This is a genomic window from Exiguobacterium sp. USCH10, from assembly GCF_037619445.1.
GTDB lineage: Bacteria > Bacillota > Bacilli > Exiguobacteriales > Exiguobacteriaceae > Exiguobacterium > Exiguobacterium aestuarii_A.
Map to the genome: position 1 here is coordinate 1 of NZ_JAQPZO010000008.1, position 19529 is coordinate 19529.

The window sequence follows — 19529 nt, forward strand, 5'->3', positions numbered from 1 at the left end:
CTGTCTACATAACATTTCTTCAATCTTTTGTCGGACAGAACGCCTCAAGCTCGTTGAACATAAAAAAAGACGAACCAAATCGCCATATGCGATTTGGTTCGTCAACAGCCTGAAGCAATCCGACATGACTGTCGGATTGCTTTTATTTTTCGATGTATAAGGTGTAGCTTGCTTCGAACGTCTCGTCTGGGGCAAGGAGTTGAACTCCTTCTTTGTGTAGAAAATCTTTTCGGTGTCCTTTATAATCTGCGTGACCGAACCACGGTTCAAGACAAACGAATGGAGCATCCTTATGGGGTGGTGACCAAATGCCAAAGTGAGTAAATGAAGGGCTTTCCATCACGATTGCCGTGCCTGACGGCTGATGACGTAGTGCGGCGTACTCCACATTTTCGAAAATCAATGCATCGTCGTCAAATAGGGAATGGGTAAGCGGGATGTATTGCCGATCACCTAGTGGTTGATAGGCCCCTGTCAAATACGGTCCCTCTAATAGATAGCGGTCAAGTGTACGTACTTCTCCGAAGTCGATCGTATAGTCCTCGAACGCACCACCCTTGAAAGGGATGTTGAATGCGGGGTGCCCACCGATACTGAACGGTAACATGGTTTCACCCGGGTTATGGACACGATAGGTGACAATGACTTCTTCTCCTACAAGTTGATACGATACGTTCAGAGTAAACGGGAAAGGGTAATGTTGACGTGATTCAGGCGTATCTCTCAAGGTGAAACGAACGGAAGTTTCAGTCGATGATTCGATGTCGAAAATCGCATCACGAGCAAAGCCGTGTTGACTCATCGTATACGTGTTGCCTTCATATACATATTGATCATCCAATAATCGCCCGACAATCGGGAAAAGAATAGGGGCTTGTCGTCCCCAATACGTCGGATCACCTTGCCATAAGTATTCCGTTTCGGCTACTTTCCAACTAGTCATCTCAGCACCCTGTGCTTTTAACGTAATCTGAACATTTTTGTTTTGAAGTTGCACAATACATACGCTCCTTTACGGTTTGTGATAAGTTAAGTGTAGAAATCTTAAGTAAAACAAACAAGGGGTAAATGATGCGCTTACAAAGAATCGTAATCGGAACGCTCATCCTTCTATTGATTGCTGGGCTTGCCTACAAGGGCTACGAAGAATATATGATGACACAAAAGAAAGAAGAGGCGGTTCCAATCGTCCAAAATGAATCGGTATTAGGAGGGCTCGAAGTGGGGCAACAAGCTCCGGAATTCACCTTGAATACGCTAGAGGGGGAGAGTCTGACCCTTTCACAGTTCCAAGGACAGCCGGTAGTCATTAATTTTTGGGCTTCTTGGTGCCCGCCTTGTCGAGATGAGTTCCCTGAACTGGTTTCGTTTGAAGAAGCGACAGGCATTCCGGTTCTCGGTGTGAATGTCACCAAAAATGAACGACGAGGAAAAGCGGACGTCGAGGCTTTTTTACAGGAGTACCCGGTTGATTTTCCAATCTTGTTAGATGAAGAAGCGGTCGTAGAGCAACAGTATCGTGTCGTCGCGCTACCGACAACGTACGTGTTAGATGAACAAGGAGTCATTGTGGCGAAGCAGACAGGTCCCGTCGACGAAGCGTGGATTCAGCAACAGATTGAAAAGACGTCAATGTGATATTTCAAAAAAGCTGAACGATCTGCCCTTAATGGGAGGGCAGATCGTTCAGCTTTTATAGTGTTGCTTGATCAATGCATCAAAATTTGGGGTCATATCTTCTTCAAGATAATAATGATGATTGTCTCGAATGATTGTATCACCAACACGTGCTTCGGAAGGTAAGAATCGTCTAGGAATGAAACTTGAGCCGTTATTCCATCTCAATACGGCATATTTTCCCTCGATTCGCACCAATGTACCGTACTTAATCATGCCTCTTCCTCCTCGACGAGCAGCTTCTGTCTCTTTTTATCCTTACATCATGTATTCCCACATTCCACAAAAGCTACACATTTTTACGAGTATCTGTCCAATCGGATAAGGGAAGTTATTCCAAGAAACACAAGAGGATAAATTTGATAAATGTGAAGGAAGTTTGAAGAAAACGCTTTCTTTTTTTAAAATGGTCTTCTATAATGAAAGCACGGGGTGATTATGACGAAACTGTGAACAATGGGGGGATGGTCATGTTTTCTTCTGCAATGATTGGGTTACTCGCTCTGACGGGAGTAACGATCTATGGGGTTGACCGTATGTTCACGGTCCGCTCAGAACGCGTCACAAAGAAATAGGTCTACATAGGGGGAAATCGCAACGTCTTGGGGAGACGTTGCGATTTTTTAATAGTCTTGTTGACGAGACCGGCGATCGGTCTCTTTTTGTTCCACCATTTTTCGATTACGTTCATGGACACGGTCGAAAAAAGAATGTTCTGGCCACATAGGAGACCAGTGGCGCTCTTCGGGAAGTGCTAAGATGTATTCTTCTGCCGCACTCAAACGTTCAATCATTTGGCTACGATTGTCGCATAGGTCACCATGTCCAGGCACGAACCATTGAACTTCATGTTCATAAATGAGAGTTTGCAACGTTTGTAATGTTTCGAGATATGCGGTCGGATCATGCTCGATAAAAGGTGGCTCGATATTCGAACCGTAATCTCCGCATACGAGTAGGTGCATCGGCTCGATTAGAACAGATAGGTGAGTTGCATCATGACCCGGTGTCGAGATGAACGTAACGGGTAACGATCCAAGTAGAAGTGTCTGATTCGATTGGACCACGATATCGATATCAGGCTTTTGAATCGGGCGATCGATGTAGTGCTGTTCATAGAACTCGCGAATCTCATCGAGCTGATCGGACGAGTCGGCATCTACAAATGCCTGTGAGGCAATCGTTGTCGCATCCTTAAAACCATAAGCCCCAATAATATGGTCGAAATGATGATGGGTGAAGATGACGTAAAGTGGGCGATCATCGCGTCTTAGCTCGATATCTCGACGAATCGTGGCAATTTCCTCAGGAAGCCACGTGGGGTCAATCAAAAGAATGGCGTCTGGTGTATCAATCAAGGTGGATGTCGTTCGCATCAATGCACTTTCATAAATCGTGAATGATTGAAGTTTCGCTTGAATCAAAAGAGTTCCTCCTCATCTGATTAGAGTCATTCACTCTTTTCCCCAAAACAATCAATGGAACAACAAAAAAGCAGAAAGTCAGAAGACTTTCTGCTTTTGCAAGGTCTCAACCGTGCATTGTATGTGTGCGAGAGGTTCTCGCGTATATGTCGATATTGGAGCGGGTGAAGAGAATCGAACTCTCGTCATCAGCTTGGAAGGCTGAGGTTTTACCATTAAACTACACCCGCATGAAGAAAAAATATGGAGCGGGTGAAGGGAATCGAACCCTCGTCATCAGCTTGGAAGGCTGAGGTTTTACCATTAAACTACACCCGCGTTACGTCTTAACGTTACTTTGATATAATAGCATATCAGATTCTATTTGCAAACCCTTTTTTAAAAAACTTTTTAGGTTGCAGAATCCTATCCACAACGAAGATAATAGAAAAAAGGGGAGAAATCAAATATGAGTGAACGAAAATCATATTTACAACTGATGGGCGAAGGATTTCGAATGTTGAAGCAGTCCAAACAAACGGATCAAACAGTGTCTCTTCGAAGCTGGACGTTCTCGATTCATCACGATAATGAATGGTATGTCGTGTTACGTTCGAATCGGGTCAAGTGGGTCGGGTTACCGAGTCATACATTTGATATTGCTCTTGATTCGATTCAAATTGGGAATCTTCGAATCATACGTCACCCTGAATCGAACGAAGTACGTTTGACAATCGATGAAGAATGGGGATTGGAAAATAAGGTTGTTTGTGACAACCTAGAATGGGAAACATTCGTCGATGCGCTCAAACAAGTGAAGGGGGAGTAAGCGTGAGTGAAGAGAGGTTGTATCGAATGGAAGCGGAAGCACGAGGGAGTGCTTGGCGGGCCCGGGTTCTAACAGGAATTCAGCGATTTCGATTTTACAAAGGCGAATTGCTCGCACCATCGAACCGGCCGTATGTCGTATTGAGCATTTCGCAAGATGAAGGGTCTTTACCTGATCTGATTGAAACCGATATGGGCATCCTCTTGATTCATGAGCGAGTCAGTCCAATCTTTATGAATGTCTGTCCATATGACGTTCAGCTCGTCCGTGTCGAGCTTCATACAAGTACAGGGAAGACTGATCGGTATTGCGCGCTTAATGTGCTCCGACGCTTTGAAATCGAATACCTCGAACACTCGAACGAATTTCGCCCGTTGAGTACGGATCGATTCTATTTCCTATCTAATCAAACGGTTCGAATGAACTTATTTGGACATATGATTGCCCAAGATGTAAATAGCCAACGTCTGTATGTGACCGAACGACTAAAATATGCACTACAAGCAAAAATGGTCACAGGACTGGCATTTAAGCAAGTAAAGGAGAAAACAGCATGAAAGAGTATGAAATTGATGGGTGGTTCCGCCTGACGTATCCGGAACATTACGAATACAGTGAAGAAGAAGACTACGTGAGCTTCTATTCAACAGAAGAGGATGCGCAAGGAACGCTTCAAATCTCCATCTATGAGTCTGAGGATTCACAAGAACCAAGAGAAGCCGTCTTAAGCGAACTCAATACGTTCTTAGGAGAGTTCCCAATCGACGTAAAAATTGCGCCAAGCGTGACTGACGAGACAGGTGACATGACGACGGCTTATGCGAGCGGCATCGAAGACGGGATGCATCTAGATGTCTGGTCGTTGACGGACGGAAAACGCCTTTTATTCATGACGTACGTTGCCGATCAAGTGACGAATGAAAAAATGGAGATTGAATCAATCATCGACTCAGTCGAATGGACATAAAATGAGACACGACGCCAAGTTAGAGGCGCGTGTCTCATTTTTTTATTGATATTTTGGAACATCGAAATTGAGCGTATAGGCATCGAGAGATTGATAGACGTCATAGATCTGTCTCGTTTGAATATCTGCCCAAGCAATATTCGTTGCATATTGATGCGTGCCTGGAGAATCAGGATTATAACGCATCTTATAAAGTGTGTTTTGTTTGTAAGTTGGGTGATTAATGTAGCTAGAACCAATCCAGTAGGCTCCTCCAATTACTGCCGCTTCAGGCGTGAACCATTTCTGTTCAAACGCATATTTGGCTCCACTTCCGAGTGGATTGCTGTCGAAGGCCTGAATGCCATACATATTGTATACAGTAGCAGCTACAGGTCGCTCCGGATAAATGCGGTCACCATTTGAGTTAATCAAGGCGTTTCCATCTTTATCAACGGGTACACCAGATGCTAGTTTTGAGGTACCGTTACCCGTTTCGTGAAGTGCATGCGAAAGCAAATAAACTTCGTTGATATTATACTGACTACCGGCAGTTACGAACGCTTGACCTAAGCCACTAAGTGTACCTTTCGACAAGAGGAGCTTATTGAGCGTTGTCGCTGTCGTTCCGGCACTCTTCGATAAATCTAAGAATTGGTAGAACGAGCGTGAATTCGGATCAATGCCAGTCGGGTCAACATATGTCAACACTTCGTTGACTGATGCACGACGCCAAATATTGTCAAACACTCGAAGGTTGTGCCCCGATGGTCGTTTGTAAGAAACAGTGTAGTACGTGCCTGTCTGTCCAGTGATGGTTACTTTTTCGCCTGGGTTGATTTGACCGTATGGATGAGATGTAAGGCTTGGTTGGCTTAAAATATTGGCCTTACCGACGACGGAACTCAATGTGATATAACCCGTTGCCGTACCGTATTTGACTTTATACCAAGAAGAAGAAGCGCGTTCTACATATTGAACTGTTGCACCTTTCGGAACTGTTGCCACTGTCATAGAAGTTGATGAAGCAGACGATTTTAAAGCAGCACCTACGTTTGAGATGACGGTCATATCTTGATTGACGATTGTACCCACGTTATCAGTGACACTGACCCAAGCTCTTGGCAAATAAGCTTTTTCGTAGCGATGGAAATCTGTCAAGGCGATTTGATTATATTGACGCTCTGCCATGTCGCGAACAGACATCGGATAGTTCGTATAGAAAACGTTCTTGATGACACCGCTTCCTGGTGGCGTTGTCGTGACAGGGATTGCGTAATCCATGTGAATATAGTTTCCGCTATACGTACCGTTCGTCAATAATCCCCAATCTGAACCGATGATCGGTTTCACACTGACAATCGTCCCGGTGCTCAGCGTTCCAGCAAGGTTGTCTGACTGGACGGCAGGAGTAGAACGTACGTTTAACGTACTGCCACCTTCTACATAAATCCGGTACTCGGCTTCCGGACCGTACTGTTCAGTCGGTGTCGTTGTCGGTGGCGTCAACGCAAAGTCACGAGCTGCAACATAACCAGTCGTGTTGTTGTAACGGACTTGATACCATGAACCGGTCGCTCCGAATTTGGCGAATTGATCAACTTTAGCTCCTTTTGGAATAGCCTGTAGCACCGTTTTTGAACTAGACATCGAAGAATATAACTTCGTATCTTGTTGAGCGTAATAAGGTGTCACCACTTGTGTGAATTTCTCAGAGAGATCACGCGTCGGGACATATCCTGTCGTAGACTGATAGGTCACTTTAGACCATGATCCAGTCGCGCCATGAGTAGAAAGTTGAGACACCGCTGTACCAGGTGTTAACGTACGAATGGCTTTCTTACTTGACGACATAGAGTTGTAAAGTGTCGTTTGATTGCTAATGTACATCGGTTTAGGTGCAGTCAGCGATTGTAGGTCACGCATGGCTACATAGCCAGTGATTCCGTTATAAGAAATCTTACCCCACGAATTTGTCGCGCCATATGTGGATTGAAGACTGACTTTCGCTCCTTTAGGGAGAGTCGTCAATACACGAGAAGTCGTTGTGATCGATGCATATACTTTTGTTGAATCAGTTGTCATATGTGTCGGGTTCACTTGAGGCGTCACACTACCACCCTCGTATGCAGAAAAGTATTTTTGAGCGACGTAACCAATTTTCCCGTTATAAGAAACTTTGTACCAAGATCCTGTCGCGCCATGTGTCGAAATATAGTCCACGACTGCATCTTTAGGAATGACCGTTAAAATAGCAGAAGAAGTCGTCATTTCTGCTCTCAAGTTGACGTTCATTTCTGCGACATATTGTTTTGCAGATGCCTGCTCAACAAAATATTTTTGAGCAACATAACCTGTTTTTCCGTTATAAGAAACTTTGTACCAAGAACCCGTTGCCCCATGCGTCGATATGTAAGTGATGGTCGCACCTTTCGGAATGGCGCTCACGACCGAGGAAGAAGTCGTCATCGATGAATACATATTTGTCGCTTCCTTAGCAGTGTATAGGGCAGTAGCAGTGGAAGTTGAAGATTTAGAAATGGACGTATTGACGGTCAAATATTCGGAAGCGACATATCGTGTTTGACCCTCAAATTCGATTTGTGCCCAATCGTTATTTGATGAATAGACGTTTACCGTTGTTCCTTCAGTTAGTTTCCCAACAATCGATGAAGTCGTAGACGAGTCAGAACGAACATTTAAAATCTCTGTGTTGACGGTTCCTTCATATGTTGCTGCGTATGATGGAGTGGGAGCCAATCCACTAAATAACGAGGTCGAAACAAGAACGGCTGCACTCAATCGTGTAAAGTTTGATTTCAAAGTCTATTTACTCCTTTCACCAATCGATTGGTCATCGATCGATGTAGATGATTTTCACTATGCGGTCTAAGTATAACGTACTTAAATTTTGATAAGAAGGTTATCTTTTAAAAAAGAGGTGAATCCTTGAAGTGAAATGTATGAAAAATGGAAAAAATAAAAAGCTCCTTCAAAAAGGAGCTTAAACCATTTAATGGATTTTGTTTTGCTTCATCCACATGAGTATGTCTGACCATACTTGTTCCCGGTCCGCTTCACGCAAAATTTCATGTCGGGCATCGTCATATGTCGCAACGGACAGTTCGACGTCCGCATTGCGATATTTTTCGATGATTCCGTTCAATCCCTCCCCGTCATGGATCACAGGGTCGTCCATCCCGGCGACGAGCAACATCGGAAGAGACTTCGGATGCTCATGAATGCGTGCGACGGTCGTGACATCAAGTGAGGCACGGGTCACTTCATGTAAAAATCCGAGTGAGGGAAGCCCCCCACAATTCGAATCATCGATATACGAATCAACTTCCTCAGGTACGCTTGATAGCCAGTCACTATCCGTTCGGGCAGGCAAAAACTTAAGGTTGTAGCGCCCGAACAAAAGGCGTTCAAAGAAACGTGATTGATGCGTGGCACCTTTACGTTTCATGACGGAAGCGATTAAACGATGCCCGACTTCGCCTGCAACCCCAGGATGTGGGGGAGGCGCGACGACAATCACTCCAGCCAAGGCATGCCCCATGATTTGACCAAGTCGACGAACGAGCAGAGAACCGAAACTGTGACCTAATACATAAGTAGGGCGCTCATCTTCGTAACGGTTAATCAGATATTGAGCATCCTCGACAAGTTGCAAAAAGCCCTCGCCCGGAGAGAGGTGTCCATAAGTCTGTTGTTCGTGGGCGCTTGAACCCGCCCCTCGTAAGTCGCATATGAACACATCGTATCCATTTTCTGTTAGAAAATGAGCGAACTCAATATATCTTTCATGGTGTTCAAGCATTCCATGAAAGATGAATATTTTTCCAATGGACTGCTCTGCTCGAATTTCCATTACTTCTGTCTGATATCCGTCTGGATACGTCAACTCCGAAAGAACCATGTGTCATCCTCCTATTAGAAAAGTCCGATTGCTTTTCCAGATTCATCAATGCCCATATTGAGGGCAGCCGGATGTTTTGGTAAGCCCGGCATCGTTAAAACGTTACCTGTGAGAGTAACGAGGAAACCTGCTCCTACTGATGGTTTTAATTCGCGTACCGTAATGGTGAATCCTTGTTGATAACCGAATTTGGAAGGGTCGTCCGATAGAGAGAACGGTGTCTTCGCCATACAAATCGGCAGGTCTGCCCAACCTTTCTGTTCAATCTCAAGCATTTGTTTTTTAGCTTTTGCTGTGAACGTGACATCGGCCGCTCCATATACTTCCCGGGCAATCGTTTTAATCTTTTGTTCAATCGAATCGGTCAATTCGTAAAGTGGTGATAGTTTACTTTCGTTTGACTCAACCGCATCAATGACAGCTTCAGCGAGTTGTTGTCCACCGAGTCCGCCGTTCGCCCATACTTCGCTCAGTGAAGCACGAATCTCATGTGCTGTGCACCAGTCAAGTACCGCTGCGATCTCTTCTTCGGTATCTGAATTGAAACGATTTAAGGCAACGACGGTCGGAAGACCGAGTTTTTTCATCGTGTCGATATGTTTCGCAAGTAGTTTCATTCCTTTACCGACTGCACCGACATTCTCAATATGGAGCTGGTCTTTCGCCACGCCGCCATGCATCTTCAAAGCACGAACGGTCGCAACGAGTACAACTGCATCTGGATTTAACTCCCCGACACGAGACTTGATATGACAGAACTTTTCAGCTCCGAGATCAGCTCCAAACCCGGCTTCTGTCACAACGTATTCTCCTAGTTTTAATGCTGTTTTTGTCGCAATAAGCGAGTTGCAGCCGTGGGCGATATTCGCGAACGGCCCCCCATGGACGAGGGCAGGGGTTTGTTCGATCGTCTGAACTAAATTTGGCTTGAACGCTTCTTTCAACAACAATGTTGCAGCCCCAGCAGCTCCGATTTGTTCAGCAGTGATTGGTTCTTGTTGGTGATCATAAGCAACGACGATTCGCTTAATCCGATCTTCAAGGTCTTTTAAAGAGTCTGCGAGACAAAGGATCGCCATAATTTCAGAGGCGACAGTAATATCGAATCCTTCTTCACGTGGTACGCCATGAGCGGGGCCGCCAAGACCAACAGTGACGTGACGAAGGGCGCGGTCATTCAAATCAAGGACGCGTTTCCAAACAATTCGACGAACATCGATGCCGAGATCGTTTCCTTGATGAAGGTGATTGTCAATCATGGCGCTGATTGTATTATGAGCTGACGTGATGGCATGCATGTCTCCTGTGAAGTGGAGGTTGATGTCTTCCATCGGAAGGACCTGACTGAAACCACCGCCAGCCGCTCCGCCTTTTAAGCCCATTGTCGGTCCGAGTGAAGGTTCACGGAGACAGACGATTGCCTGTTTATTCAATTGGTTTAAGGCCTGGCCGAGCCCGACCGTTACCGTCGACTTTCCTTCTCCGGCTGGCGTTGGATTGATGGCTGTAACAAGCACAAGTTTTCCATCTTTTTTTGTCTTCAGACGATCGAGGACATCGTAAGAAAGTTTGGCTTTATATTTTCCATAAAGATCAAGATCGTCTTCCTGAAGTCCGATTTTTGCTGCAATCTCTTTAATGGGCAATGTTTTAGCTTGTTGCGCGATGGTTAGATCGGATAATGGTTTGGTTGTTGTCATAGGAAAGTACCTCCGTTTTCGAACGATGTGTATTTATATGTCGTTTAATATTCGGTTTTAACGTTTTTGAGTACGGAAGAAATCGATTGATATCCAACCCGTTCGTAATATCATTGATTTTATCATAACTCATCAGATCGTGAAATTCATTCATTCCGTTCAATATTTTCCACCCTTTCCGTCAAATGTATCCGTTTTCATAAAAGGTTCTTCAGGATACATTGATAGTGGAGGCGATACACATGACTGAAACTTCGAAACGGATGAAACGAAGACGAAATTGGAAGAAACCAGCGAGTTTTGTGGCATTTGTCGGACCTGCTTTTCTAGCGTTCGTCGCCATTGTTCTCATTCCGTTCTTCAATGGGATCTACTATAGTTTTACGGATTGGAACGGTGTGACCGGAGAATTGAATTTTGTCGGATTTGATAATTATCAGCGATTATTCTTTGAAGATGAGCAGTTCCGCGCTTCATTTTGGATTACGACAAAATACACAATCATCTCTGTCTTACTGACGAACATCGTTGGATTCTCATTAGCATTGCTGTTGACGATGAACATTAAAACACGAAATTTCTTGCGTACGATTTTCTTCATGCCGAACTTGATTGGTGGGTTGATTCTCGGATTCATTTGGCAGTTCATTTATGTAAAAGGCTTTGCATCAATCGGAGCGTTGACGGGTTGGAGTTTATTTGAACTACCATGGCTCGGGGATGCGCAAACAGCATTCTGGGGAATCGTGATCGTCGCGATCTGGCAAGGAGGCGGTTATGTCATGGTCATCTACATCGCAGCGTTACAAAATGTACCGACAGATTTGATGGAGGCGGCTCGAATTGACGGAGCCAACCGCTTCAAAATGCTTCGTCACATCACGTTGCCGATGATTATGCCGTCCATCACCATCTGTTTATTCTTGACGATTTCTTGGTCGTTCAAAGTGTTTGATACGAACTTATCACTCACAAACGGCGGACCGTTCAAATCAACGGAGATGTTAGCCTTAAATATTTATACGGAATCTTTTGTGAATAATAACTATGGTCTTGGATCAGCGAAAGCGGTCATCTTCTTCTTGGTCGTGGCTGCGATTACGGTGACACAAGTGTACGTGACGAAGAAACGGGAGGTAGAAGCATGACGACTGAGAAATTGGAACATGTCGAGAGAAACATAGAGAAAACACCGAAGCGCGTTCCGCAACGTCCACTTCGCCCGGGAACATATTCTTGGAACCTTGGAATCATTGAGCTTGTCGCCATCTTGCTTGGACTTCTCTATTTGGTCCCGTTCTATTACGTTGTCGCCAATTCGTTTAAATCGATGGCTGAAATCTTTACGAACACATCGGCGTTGCCGAATGAGTGGTTGACGTCAAACTATACGGAAGCATGGGAAGCGATGAATTATGGCCGTGTGTTTTTAAACTCACTTCTCATTACAGTCGGGGCGAATGCAATCATCGTCATCTTCACATCGATGGCAGCGTGGAAACTTGTTCGGACGAAGCATTGGATTTCTACGATGATTTTCTTCTTATTCGTGGCAGCAATGGTCATTCCGTTCCAATCGATCATGATTCCGCTTGTGAAAGTCTCAAGCATTCTCGGGTTACTTAACAGTCATTGGGGACTGATGGTCATGTATCTCGGATTTGGTTCAGGAATCTCTGTGTTCCTATACCACGGATTCATGAAATCGATTCCGGAAGAGATTGAAGAAGCCGCAATCATCGATGGTTGTTCAACATGGGGCGTCTTTTGGCGCATTGTCTTCCCATTACTCAAACCGATCACGGTGACGATCGTCATCTTGAATAGCCTATGGATTTGGAACGACTTCTTATTGCCATCACTTGTTCTCCGTGATGTGGAGTTGCGGACGATTCCGCTCGCGACGTTCTATTTCTTTGGACAGTACACGAAGCAATGGGATCTTGCGTTAGCTGGTTTAGTATTAGGAATCGTTCCACTTTTAGTCTTTTTCTTCGGTATGCAAAAACATATCATCAAAGGGATTACAAGTGGCTCGATTAAATAACCCTCCCAAGGGAATCCTCCGTTCGCTACACGGAGGATTAATTTTTTTTGAAAAAAGTCGTTGACATTAGTCTGAATATTTATAATAATGAACTCAATTCAATTGTGAACGACGTCGAAAGGACGAGTACACGAAGGTAGTGAGTCAAGCGATCCGGGGGTGGTGTGAGCTCGGTCTTAACCCTTCGTCGAAAAACTTCCTGGAGTCGCTACCCGAACGCTTTGCCAGTAGACGTAGCCGGACCGCTCCCCGTTATCGGAGTTACGAGATGATTGTCTCGAAAAAGTGAGTAGATTCGTCTACTAATTTGGGTGGCACCGCGGAACCGAAGTCTTCCGTCCCATGTTCAATGGGAATGGAGGGCTTTTTTTCATGGCTTCATTTTCAAATATTCCACAATTGGAGGAAACGGAAAATGACAACAGCAACAAGCACGATGAAGGAAAGACAGCAGACAATCGCAGCAGTAAAGGCACTCTTCGAGGAGAAGGTCTCACGTGAACTCGGACTCACGCAAGTGCAGGCACCACTATTCGTAGAGTCAGCAAGTGGTGTCAACGACCATTTAAACGGCGTGGAGCGCATCATTCAGTTCGATACAATGTACCCAGGACATGAACTTGAAATCGTTCAATCGCTTGCGAAATGGAAACGTGAGGCACTCGGACGTTATGGATTCGGAGTCGGAGAAGGTTTATACACGCAAATGCGCGCCATTCGCCGTGATGAAGAACTCGATGCGACACACTCTCTCTTCGTCGATCAGTGGGACTGGGAGCGAGTCATCGCTCGAGAAGAACGGACGATGGAATATTTAAAAGCAACGGTCGAGTCGATCTATGCGGCACTCCGTGAAACAGAATCGGAAGTGGAAACAACGTATGGCATTGAAGCGATTCTTCCGGAAGCCATCCATTTCATCACGAGTCAGGAGTTGGAGGACGCATATCCGACGATGACACCGAAAGAACGTGAGAGTGCCATCTGTAAAGAACATGGCGCCGTCTTTATCTCGCAAATTGGTGACCTTCTCGCATCTGGCATGAAGCACGATGGACGTGCGGCTGATTATGACGACTGGTCACTCAACGGTGACATTCTTGTCTGGCATCCAGAACTCGAGTCGGCATTTGAATTGTCATCGATGGGGATCCGGGTAGATGAAACGGCTCTTGACGCACAGCTGAAAAAAGCGGATGCGGACGAGAAACGGGCATATCCATTCCACCAAGGTGTTCTCGAAGGAACGCTTCCGCTGACGATTGGCGGAGGAATCGGTCAATCACGTGTGGCGATGTATCTCTTGCGTGCGCGTCATATCGGGGAAGTACAAACGTCGGTCTGGCCACAAGAAGTGATTCAGTCGTGTGAAAAAGCTGGCATCAGCTTGTTGTAATATAATATGAAGAAACACGGAACAGGACTCCAAACGTGAGTCCTGTTTTTCTGTGCAACATTTTCCACCCTATTCGTCAAATTTGACACCTACATTATGGAAGCGTTTTCATTTAAAGTTGATTTTGTAAAGAATGGATCAGGTTAAGGGAGGAAATGAGATGAAACGGAAGTGGAAATTGTCGACTGCTGTCATGACTGCTGGAATGGTACTTTCATTAGCGGCTTGTGGAGGAGGATCTCTTACAGACGAAGAGTCTTCTGAAGGAAATGCGGATAGCGGTGATAAAAAAGACGTTACGTTAAATGTCTTTCAGTTCAAAGCGGAGATCGCCAAAGATCTTGAAGCGATGGCGAAAGAGTATGAAGAAGAGACTGGCGTCAAAGTGACCGTTCAAACGGTCGGTGGCGGTGCGGACTATGGTGCGGCCCTCAAGTCTCAATTCGCTTCAGGCAACGAACCGGACATCTTCAACAACGGTGGCTTCACAGAAGCACAGACATGGAAAGACAAATTGGAGGACCTATCAAGTGAGAAGTGGGTCGGAGATTTGACAGAAGTCGCCAAAGAACCGATGACGATGGATGGTAAACTTTACGGAATGCCGATGAACCTTGAAGGATACGGTTTTATCTATAACAAGGCACTGTTTGAAAAGGCCGGCATCGATGAGTTACCAAAAACGCTTTCTGAATTGACAGCAGCGGCAGAAAAATTAGAGAAGGCGGGGATCACACCATTCTCTGTCGGTTATGCAGAGTTTTGGATTTTAGGCATTCATCTCTTAAATATTCCGATGGCGCAGCAAGACGATCCAGACGCGTTCATTCAAGCATTGAACGAAAATAAAGCGAAATTTGAAGACAACGAACAGTTCCAGGAGTTTTTGAAGCTGTTTGATTTGACGATCAAATACGGGAATAAGAATCCATTGACGACAGACTATAATACACAAGTCACGCAGTTCGCCCAAGGAGAGACAGCGATGCTCCAACAAGGGAACTGGGCACAACAGATGATTCTCGATGTGAATCCGGATATGGAGATGGGCTTCGTTCCAATCCCAATCAACGATGATGCCGAGAAAATGGACCGCCTACCGGTTGGTGTCCCGAACAACTGGGTCGTCAACAAGAACTCGAAGTATAAAGAAGAAGCAAAAGATTTCTTAGAATGGATGGCGACATCTGATACTGGGAAAGACTATATGGTCAACAAATTCAAGTTCATCCCTGCATTCAAGTCGATTGAAGCGAACGACCTGGGACCGCTCGCAGATGACATTCTCGCATACTCGAATGAAGGAAAGACCATCTCGTGGAACTGGTTCAAGTATCCGGATGGTGCGGTGAATGAATACGGTGCCCTCATGCAGGCATATGTTGGTGGACAAAAAACAGGTGAAGAGATGCTTCAAGACTTCACGAAAGTATGGCAAGACAAAGTGAAATAAAAAGCGCGCAGACGGTGAAACGACCCCTTCACCGTGTGTGTTTTTTTGAATGGTTAAACATTCTTTTTCGAATCAGAAGATGACACTTGTCAAATGGACGTGGCTCGCACAAAATAATAGACAGTTGAAGTGGTGCTCGGAACTTTCCGACGCCACTATTTTTTTGGGGAGATGGAACGGATGAGAAAAAATGTGACGGTTGCACTCTTACTGGCAACCTTTTTAGCGGCGATCGAAGGGACGGTCGTATCAGTTGCGACGCCTGTCATCGCCAGTGAGTTGAACGGGGCGACGCTCGTCAGCTGGGTATTTGCTGCCTTCTTACTATTTACAGCAGTATCGACACCGATATATGGGAAAGTGGCGGATTTATTCGGGCGGAAGCGTGTCCTTTTGTTTGGCATCGGGTTGTTCACGCTATCCTCACTCTTATGTGGTTTAGCCACGTCGATGGAACAGCTGATCGTTTTTCGGGCGCTTCAGGGCCTAGGTGCCGGTGCCGTCCTTCCGATTTCGATGACGATTATCGGAGACCTATATAAATATGAGGAACGCGGAAAGATTCAAGGGATTTTAAGTGCCGTATGGGGCGTATCGGGAGTACTCGGTCCGGTCATCGGCGGCTTTTTAGTCGAAACGTTGTCATGGCGCTACGTCTTTTTATTGAACGTACCATTTGCGTTACTCTCGTTTATCATGATCATTATCTTCTATAAAGAGAAAGTCGCTGAGACGACTGAACGGATCGACTTGAAAGGGGCGCTCTTGTTCGCGGGTGGGACGACAGCATTCTTATACGCCCTGATCACATTCAGTGAAACGAATGAATGGACGACGACCATTGTTGTCAGTGGGGTATTCAGTATCATCTTATTGGTTGGTTTCTTCGTATCTGAACGAAAAGCAAAATCTCCGTTATTGCCGTTTGAATTACTCAAGCAACCGACGATTGCTGCCATCAACGGTTCGGTCTTCTTTGCGGCGTGGGTGCTCGTCTCCATGTCTGCTTACATTCCAATCTGGGCACAAGCTGTATTAGGGAAATCAGCGACAGAGGCTGGATTCATGTTGATGCCATTATCGGTCGCGTGGACATTCACGTCGATTATCGGGGGGCGTACACTCGGAGTGGCTTCTCCGAGACGACGCGCTTTGATCGGGATGGGGTTGCTCATCATCGGGACGCTAACCTTAACACTATTATCCCAGTCGAGTTCAGACATATGGGTGTATGGGGCAGTGGCGCTAATCGGTGTCGGCTTCGGGTTGTCTCAACCGATGTTTATCGTCGTCTTACAAACTGTCGTCTCCTATCAACAGCGTGGAACAGCAACGGCGACCAACTCATTTTTAAGTACGGTTGGCCAAACACTTGGTGTAGCGGTGTTCGGAGCGGTCTTTAACTTTGTTGTACTTAACGACTTTAAAGAGAGCAGCGCGTTATCTCAAGTTTCATTAGAAGACTTCTTCAATCAGAGCGTCACGGAGACGTTGAACGCTTCGGTTCGACTTCAAGGGGAACAAATCATTGCGACCGGATTGAACAGCATCTTTATCGGAGCGATGGTCGCCGCAATCATCGCGTTCGTCATCGCGTCCCGCTTGCCGGCTCGCCCACCGGAACCTTCACAGCGCTCGTGAAACGAGGGTATGATGGAGGAAAGGGAGGCGAACCGACATGAAACGTCAAATTGGGATTGTGACATTGTTGTTTCTGATGGGGTGTGCGCCAGAACAAACGAACGAAGGAACAGAACCACCTACTTCAGAAGAATCGACTCGCAGTGAGTCAGAGACTGACAGTGAGACGAGTATGACGGAAGAGTCGAATCTTGAGATTGGAGAAGTGACCGCTATTGCCGAGAACTTGTCCATCCCGTGGTCACTCGCTCGAACAGAGGAGGGATGGCTCGTATCCGAACGCGGTGGTACCATCACCGTGATTGACAGTTCGGGTCGCGCAACCCGACAAGACGTGAACTTCAAGGAAAGTGTATTCGAGATTGGTGAAGGAGGGCTCCTTGGTCTTGCGTTAAGCGAAGATTTTGAATCGAGCGGAATCCTTTACGCGTATCATACGTATGGATCGTCAGGAAGAAACGTTCAAAATCGTGTAGTCGAGTTGACGTGGGATGGAGAACGCTTTGAGGAGACGAATGTCTTGCTTGATGAGATTCCAGGTGCACGTTTTCATAACGGAGGTCGCCTATTGCTGGACGGTGAGCATCTTTGGGTGACGACGGGAGATGCGCTCGTACCTGAACTCGCACAAGACGAATCATCATTAGCCGGAAAGATTCTACGAATCCCATTATCGGGTGAAGGTGAACCGACCGACTGGATCTATTCGCTCGGTCACCGCAACCCTCAAGGATTGAGTCAAATTGATGAAGTTCTTTATGCGAGCGAACACGGGGCGAGCGGACATGACGAGGTAAACGTGATAGAAGAAGGAAACAATTATGGATGGCCGATCATTGAGGCGAATCAGGAACAAGAAGGCCTTGTCACACCGTGGTTTGAAGTAGGAGAGACGTCTTGGGCACCTTCTGGTATCGCGACAGATGAACAGTACGTCTATATGGCGACGCTTCGGAACGAGCGGCTTGTTGCCATCGACCGGGAAACGAAACAAGTGACGACGATTGTCGAAGATGTAGGTCGGATTCGTGATGTGTGGTTAGAAGATGACACCTTGTATTTTATTTCGAACAATACGGACGGACGAGGCAACCCACAGCCTCAAGACGATCAACTTTATCAAGTAACGATTCGCTAGAAACTGACGACTTTGTCAGTTTCTATTTTTTTCGTTGTTTCTTCTGGAAGTAACGGTATAATTAAACATGTATTTTGGAAAAAGAAGGAGAAAATAGATGAATCATTCAAACTTGGTACATAAACGAGAAAAACTATACTTCTCACTATTAGTTGCAGCAAGCGTGCTCATGTTAATCCTCGGGATCGTGCTGACAGTAGCCTCATTCGGTATCTTTTTATGGATCATCGGTACAATCGTATCGCTCTCGCTCTTTACTCACTGGATTCAAATCGGGTACATTCGGACGAACGGTGTCAAAGTGACGGCTCGTCAGTTTACAGAACTTCATGAGATGGTACAACGCGTCGGGGCAGATATGGGCATCCGCTTGTTGCCAGATGTGTATATTTTACAAGCGGGTGGTGTATTAAACGCTTTTGCCACACGTTTCTTCCAGAAGAACATGGTCATTCTGTATTCGGATGTCGTGGAATTAACACGGACGGGACAGACGAAAGAAGTGGAGTTTGTCATCGCACACGAGCTGGCACACATTCGTCGTAACCATGTCCAAAAGCAGTGGGTCGTCTTGCTCGGTAGTATCATTCCTTTCTTAGGTTCTGCCTATTCACGTGCTTGTGAATATACGTGTGACCGGATGGCTGCTCATTACATTCAAGACTTCGGGGCGGCGAAGCGTGCGTTAACGGTTCTTGCAATCGGGGGACCGCTCGCGAAAGAAGTGAATGAGTTCGACTATTTGTACGAAGCAAGTCGAGAGAACGGTTTTATCGCGAAGTATAGTGAGTTGTTGTCGACGCATCCAACGTTACCGAAGCGAATCGCATCGATTGCAACAGCTGCAGGTGAAGAAAACATTCCGGTCTTCAAGACGGCTGGATATGTGAAAGCATCTATCATTTCGATGATTCTATTGACGGTTATCGGAAACGGGGCACTTATCGCATTTCTCTTCATTAACGATGATTTGACGGAGATTGTATCTGCGGCGATGAGTGAGGACCTTGCAGATGATTGGGCGTTGGAATGGGAAGAACCAATCCAAGAATTGACGTATAATAATGCGAGCTATGAAGAGATCGAAGCAGAATTACAAAATGGTGCTGACGTGAATATTCAAGACGAGTATGGCGAAACGCCACTTCACAACTTGTTCTACAATGATGAGGTTGATAAAGAAACAGTTCAACTCTTGCTAGACAACGGAGCTGACGTCACGCTCCAAAATGATAGCGGGATGACACCGATTGATACGGCACGTGATTGGGGACATAGTTCTGAACTCATTGAATTAATGGAAGCATATGAATAAAAGACATTTCCTCGTTTCAAAAGAGACGAGGGAATTTTTTTGTGGTTTTTTGCAAACGTTTG

The 19529-nt window shown here is 45.7% G+C and carries 17 protein-coding genes, 2 tRNA genes and 1 other annotated feature; of the genes, 11 read left to right on the forward strand and 8 right to left on the reverse strand.

Features of this window, described 5'->3' with window-relative positions; genetic code table 11:
- Positions 1 to 142 precede the first annotated feature (142 nt).
- A complete protein-coding gene (locus PQI28_RS11630) occupies positions 143 to 997 on the reverse strand; it encodes an aldose 1-epimerase family protein (protein ID WP_214785727.1) in 855 nt (284 codons plus the stop codon).
- A gap of 74 nt (positions 998 to 1071) precedes the next feature.
- Between PQI28_RS11630 and PQI28_RS11635 the strand changes: the two genes are divergently transcribed.
- On the forward strand, positions 1072 to 1638 hold the full coding sequence (locus PQI28_RS11635) for a TlpA family protein disulfide reductase (protein ID WP_224863322.1): 567 nt from the start codon (positions 1072 to 1074) through the stop codon (positions 1636 to 1638).
- A gap of 48 nt (positions 1639 to 1686) precedes the next feature.
- On the opposite strand, the gene PQI28_RS11640 is transcribed toward PQI28_RS11635, so the two are convergent.
- The 4 genes from PQI28_RS11640 to PQI28_RS11655 form a co-directional block, all read right to left on the reverse strand.
- Complete coding sequence (locus tag PQI28_RS11640) at positions 1687 to 1893, reverse strand: DUF3006 domain-containing protein (protein ID WP_015880796.1); 207 nt, start codon at positions 1891 to 1893, stop codon at positions 1687 to 1689.
- Between the two features lie 407 nt (positions 1894 to 2300).
- Positions 2301 to 3101, reverse strand: coding sequence for an MBL fold metallo-hydrolase (locus PQI28_RS11645; protein ID WP_224863321.1), 801 nt, complete (start codon positions 3099 to 3101; stop codon positions 2301 to 2303).
- 156 nt (positions 3102 to 3257) lie between these two features.
- Positions 3258 to 3331, reverse strand: a tRNA-Gly gene (locus PQI28_RS11650).
- A 14-nt stretch (positions 3332 to 3345) separates the two neighbouring features.
- Positions 3346 to 3419 (reverse strand) — tRNA-Gly (locus tag PQI28_RS11655).
- Positions 3420 to 3549: 130 nt separating this feature from the next.
- On the opposite strand from PQI28_RS11655, the gene PQI28_RS11660 reads away from it, so the two are divergent.
- Genes PQI28_RS11660 through PQI28_RS11670 form a run of 3 tightly spaced genes read left to right on the forward strand, consistent with a single transcriptional unit; the run spans position 3550 to position 4876 of the window.
- Complete coding sequence (locus tag PQI28_RS11660; RefSeq protein WP_214696459.1) at positions 3550 to 3909, forward strand: hypothetical protein; 360 nt, start codon at positions 3550 to 3552, stop codon at positions 3907 to 3909.
- A 2-nt stretch (positions 3910 to 3911) separates the two neighbouring features.
- Positions 3912 to 4466 carry a hypothetical protein gene (locus tag PQI28_RS11665; protein WP_224863319.1) on the forward strand — a complete coding sequence of 185 codons (555 nt, stop codon included), beginning with the start codon at positions 3912 to 3914 and terminating at the stop codon, positions 4464 to 4466.
- The gene (locus PQI28_RS11670; protein WP_214785724.1) at positions 4463 to 4876 is read left to right on the forward strand and encodes a DUF3805 domain-containing protein; all 414 of its coding nucleotides are present in this window, start codon (positions 4463 to 4465) and stop codon (positions 4874 to 4876) included. The genes PQI28_RS11665 and PQI28_RS11670 overlap by 4 nt, the downstream gene beginning before the upstream one ends.
- 42 nt (positions 4877 to 4918) lie before the next feature.
- Here the strand turns inward: PQI28_RS11670 and PQI28_RS11675 are convergent, their stop codons facing one another.
- From PQI28_RS11675 to PQI28_RS11685, 3 genes are all read right to left on the reverse strand, one after another.
- Positions 4919 to 7678, reverse strand: a complete 2760-nt coding sequence (locus tag PQI28_RS11675) for an SH3 domain-containing protein (RefSeq protein WP_339963393.1) — start codon at positions 7676 to 7678, stop codon at positions 4919 to 4921.
- Between the two features lie 190 nt (positions 7679 to 7868).
- Entirely contained in the window at positions 7869 to 8777 is a 909-nt protein-coding gene (locus PQI28_RS11680; RefSeq protein WP_339963394.1) for an alpha/beta hydrolase, read from the reverse strand.
- A gap of 14 nt (positions 8778 to 8791) precedes the next feature.
- Positions 8792 to 10477, reverse strand: a complete 1686-nt coding sequence (locus PQI28_RS11685; RefSeq protein ID WP_339963396.1) for a formate--tetrahydrofolate ligase — start codon at positions 10475 to 10477, stop codon at positions 8792 to 8794.
- A gap of 242 nt (positions 10478 to 10719) precedes the next feature.
- On the opposite strand from PQI28_RS11685, the gene PQI28_RS11690 reads away from it, so the two are divergent.
- From PQI28_RS11690 to PQI28_RS11720, 7 genes are all read left to right on the forward strand, one after another.
- Positions 10720 to 11625 (forward strand): carbohydrate ABC transporter permease, encoded by a 906-nt coding sequence (locus PQI28_RS11690; RefSeq protein ID WP_427373576.1) that lies wholly within the window; start codon positions 10720 to 10722, stop codon positions 11623 to 11625.
- Positions 11622 to 12524, forward strand: a complete 903-nt coding sequence (locus PQI28_RS11695; protein ID WP_339963398.1) for a carbohydrate ABC transporter permease — start codon at positions 11622 to 11624, stop codon at positions 12522 to 12524. Before PQI28_RS11690 ends, PQI28_RS11695 begins: the two co-directional genes overlap by 4 nt.
- A gap of 105 nt (positions 12525 to 12629) precedes the next feature.
- Positions 12630 to 12870 (forward strand) — a binding site (T-box leader).
- 69 nt (positions 12871 to 12939) lie between these two features.
- Positions 12940 to 13920 (forward strand): aspartate--ammonia ligase, encoded by a 981-nt coding sequence (gene asnA, locus PQI28_RS11700; RefSeq protein ID WP_339963399.1) that lies wholly within the window; start codon positions 12940 to 12942, stop codon positions 13918 to 13920.
- Between the two features lie 160 nt (positions 13921 to 14080).
- Positions 14081 to 15373, forward strand: coding sequence for an ABC transporter substrate-binding protein (locus PQI28_RS11705; protein WP_339963401.1), 1293 nt, complete (start codon positions 14081 to 14083; stop codon positions 15371 to 15373).
- A 180-nt stretch (positions 15374 to 15553) separates the two neighbouring features.
- On the forward strand, positions 15554 to 17014 hold the full coding sequence (locus PQI28_RS11710) for an MDR family MFS transporter (RefSeq protein WP_339963402.1): 1461 nt from the start codon (positions 15554 to 15556) through the stop codon (positions 17012 to 17014).
- Between the two features lie 37 nt (positions 17015 to 17051).
- The gene (locus PQI28_RS11715; RefSeq protein ID WP_339963403.1) at positions 17052 to 18152 is read left to right on the forward strand and encodes a PQQ-dependent sugar dehydrogenase; all 1101 of its coding nucleotides are present in this window, start codon (positions 17052 to 17054) and stop codon (positions 18150 to 18152) included.
- A gap of 97 nt (positions 18153 to 18249) precedes the next feature.
- On the forward strand, positions 18250 to 19467 hold the full coding sequence (locus PQI28_RS11720) for a M48 family metallopeptidase (RefSeq protein ID WP_339963404.1): 1218 nt from the start codon (positions 18250 to 18252) through the stop codon (positions 19465 to 19467).
- The last annotated feature ends 62 nt before the right edge of the window (positions 19468 to 19529 follow it).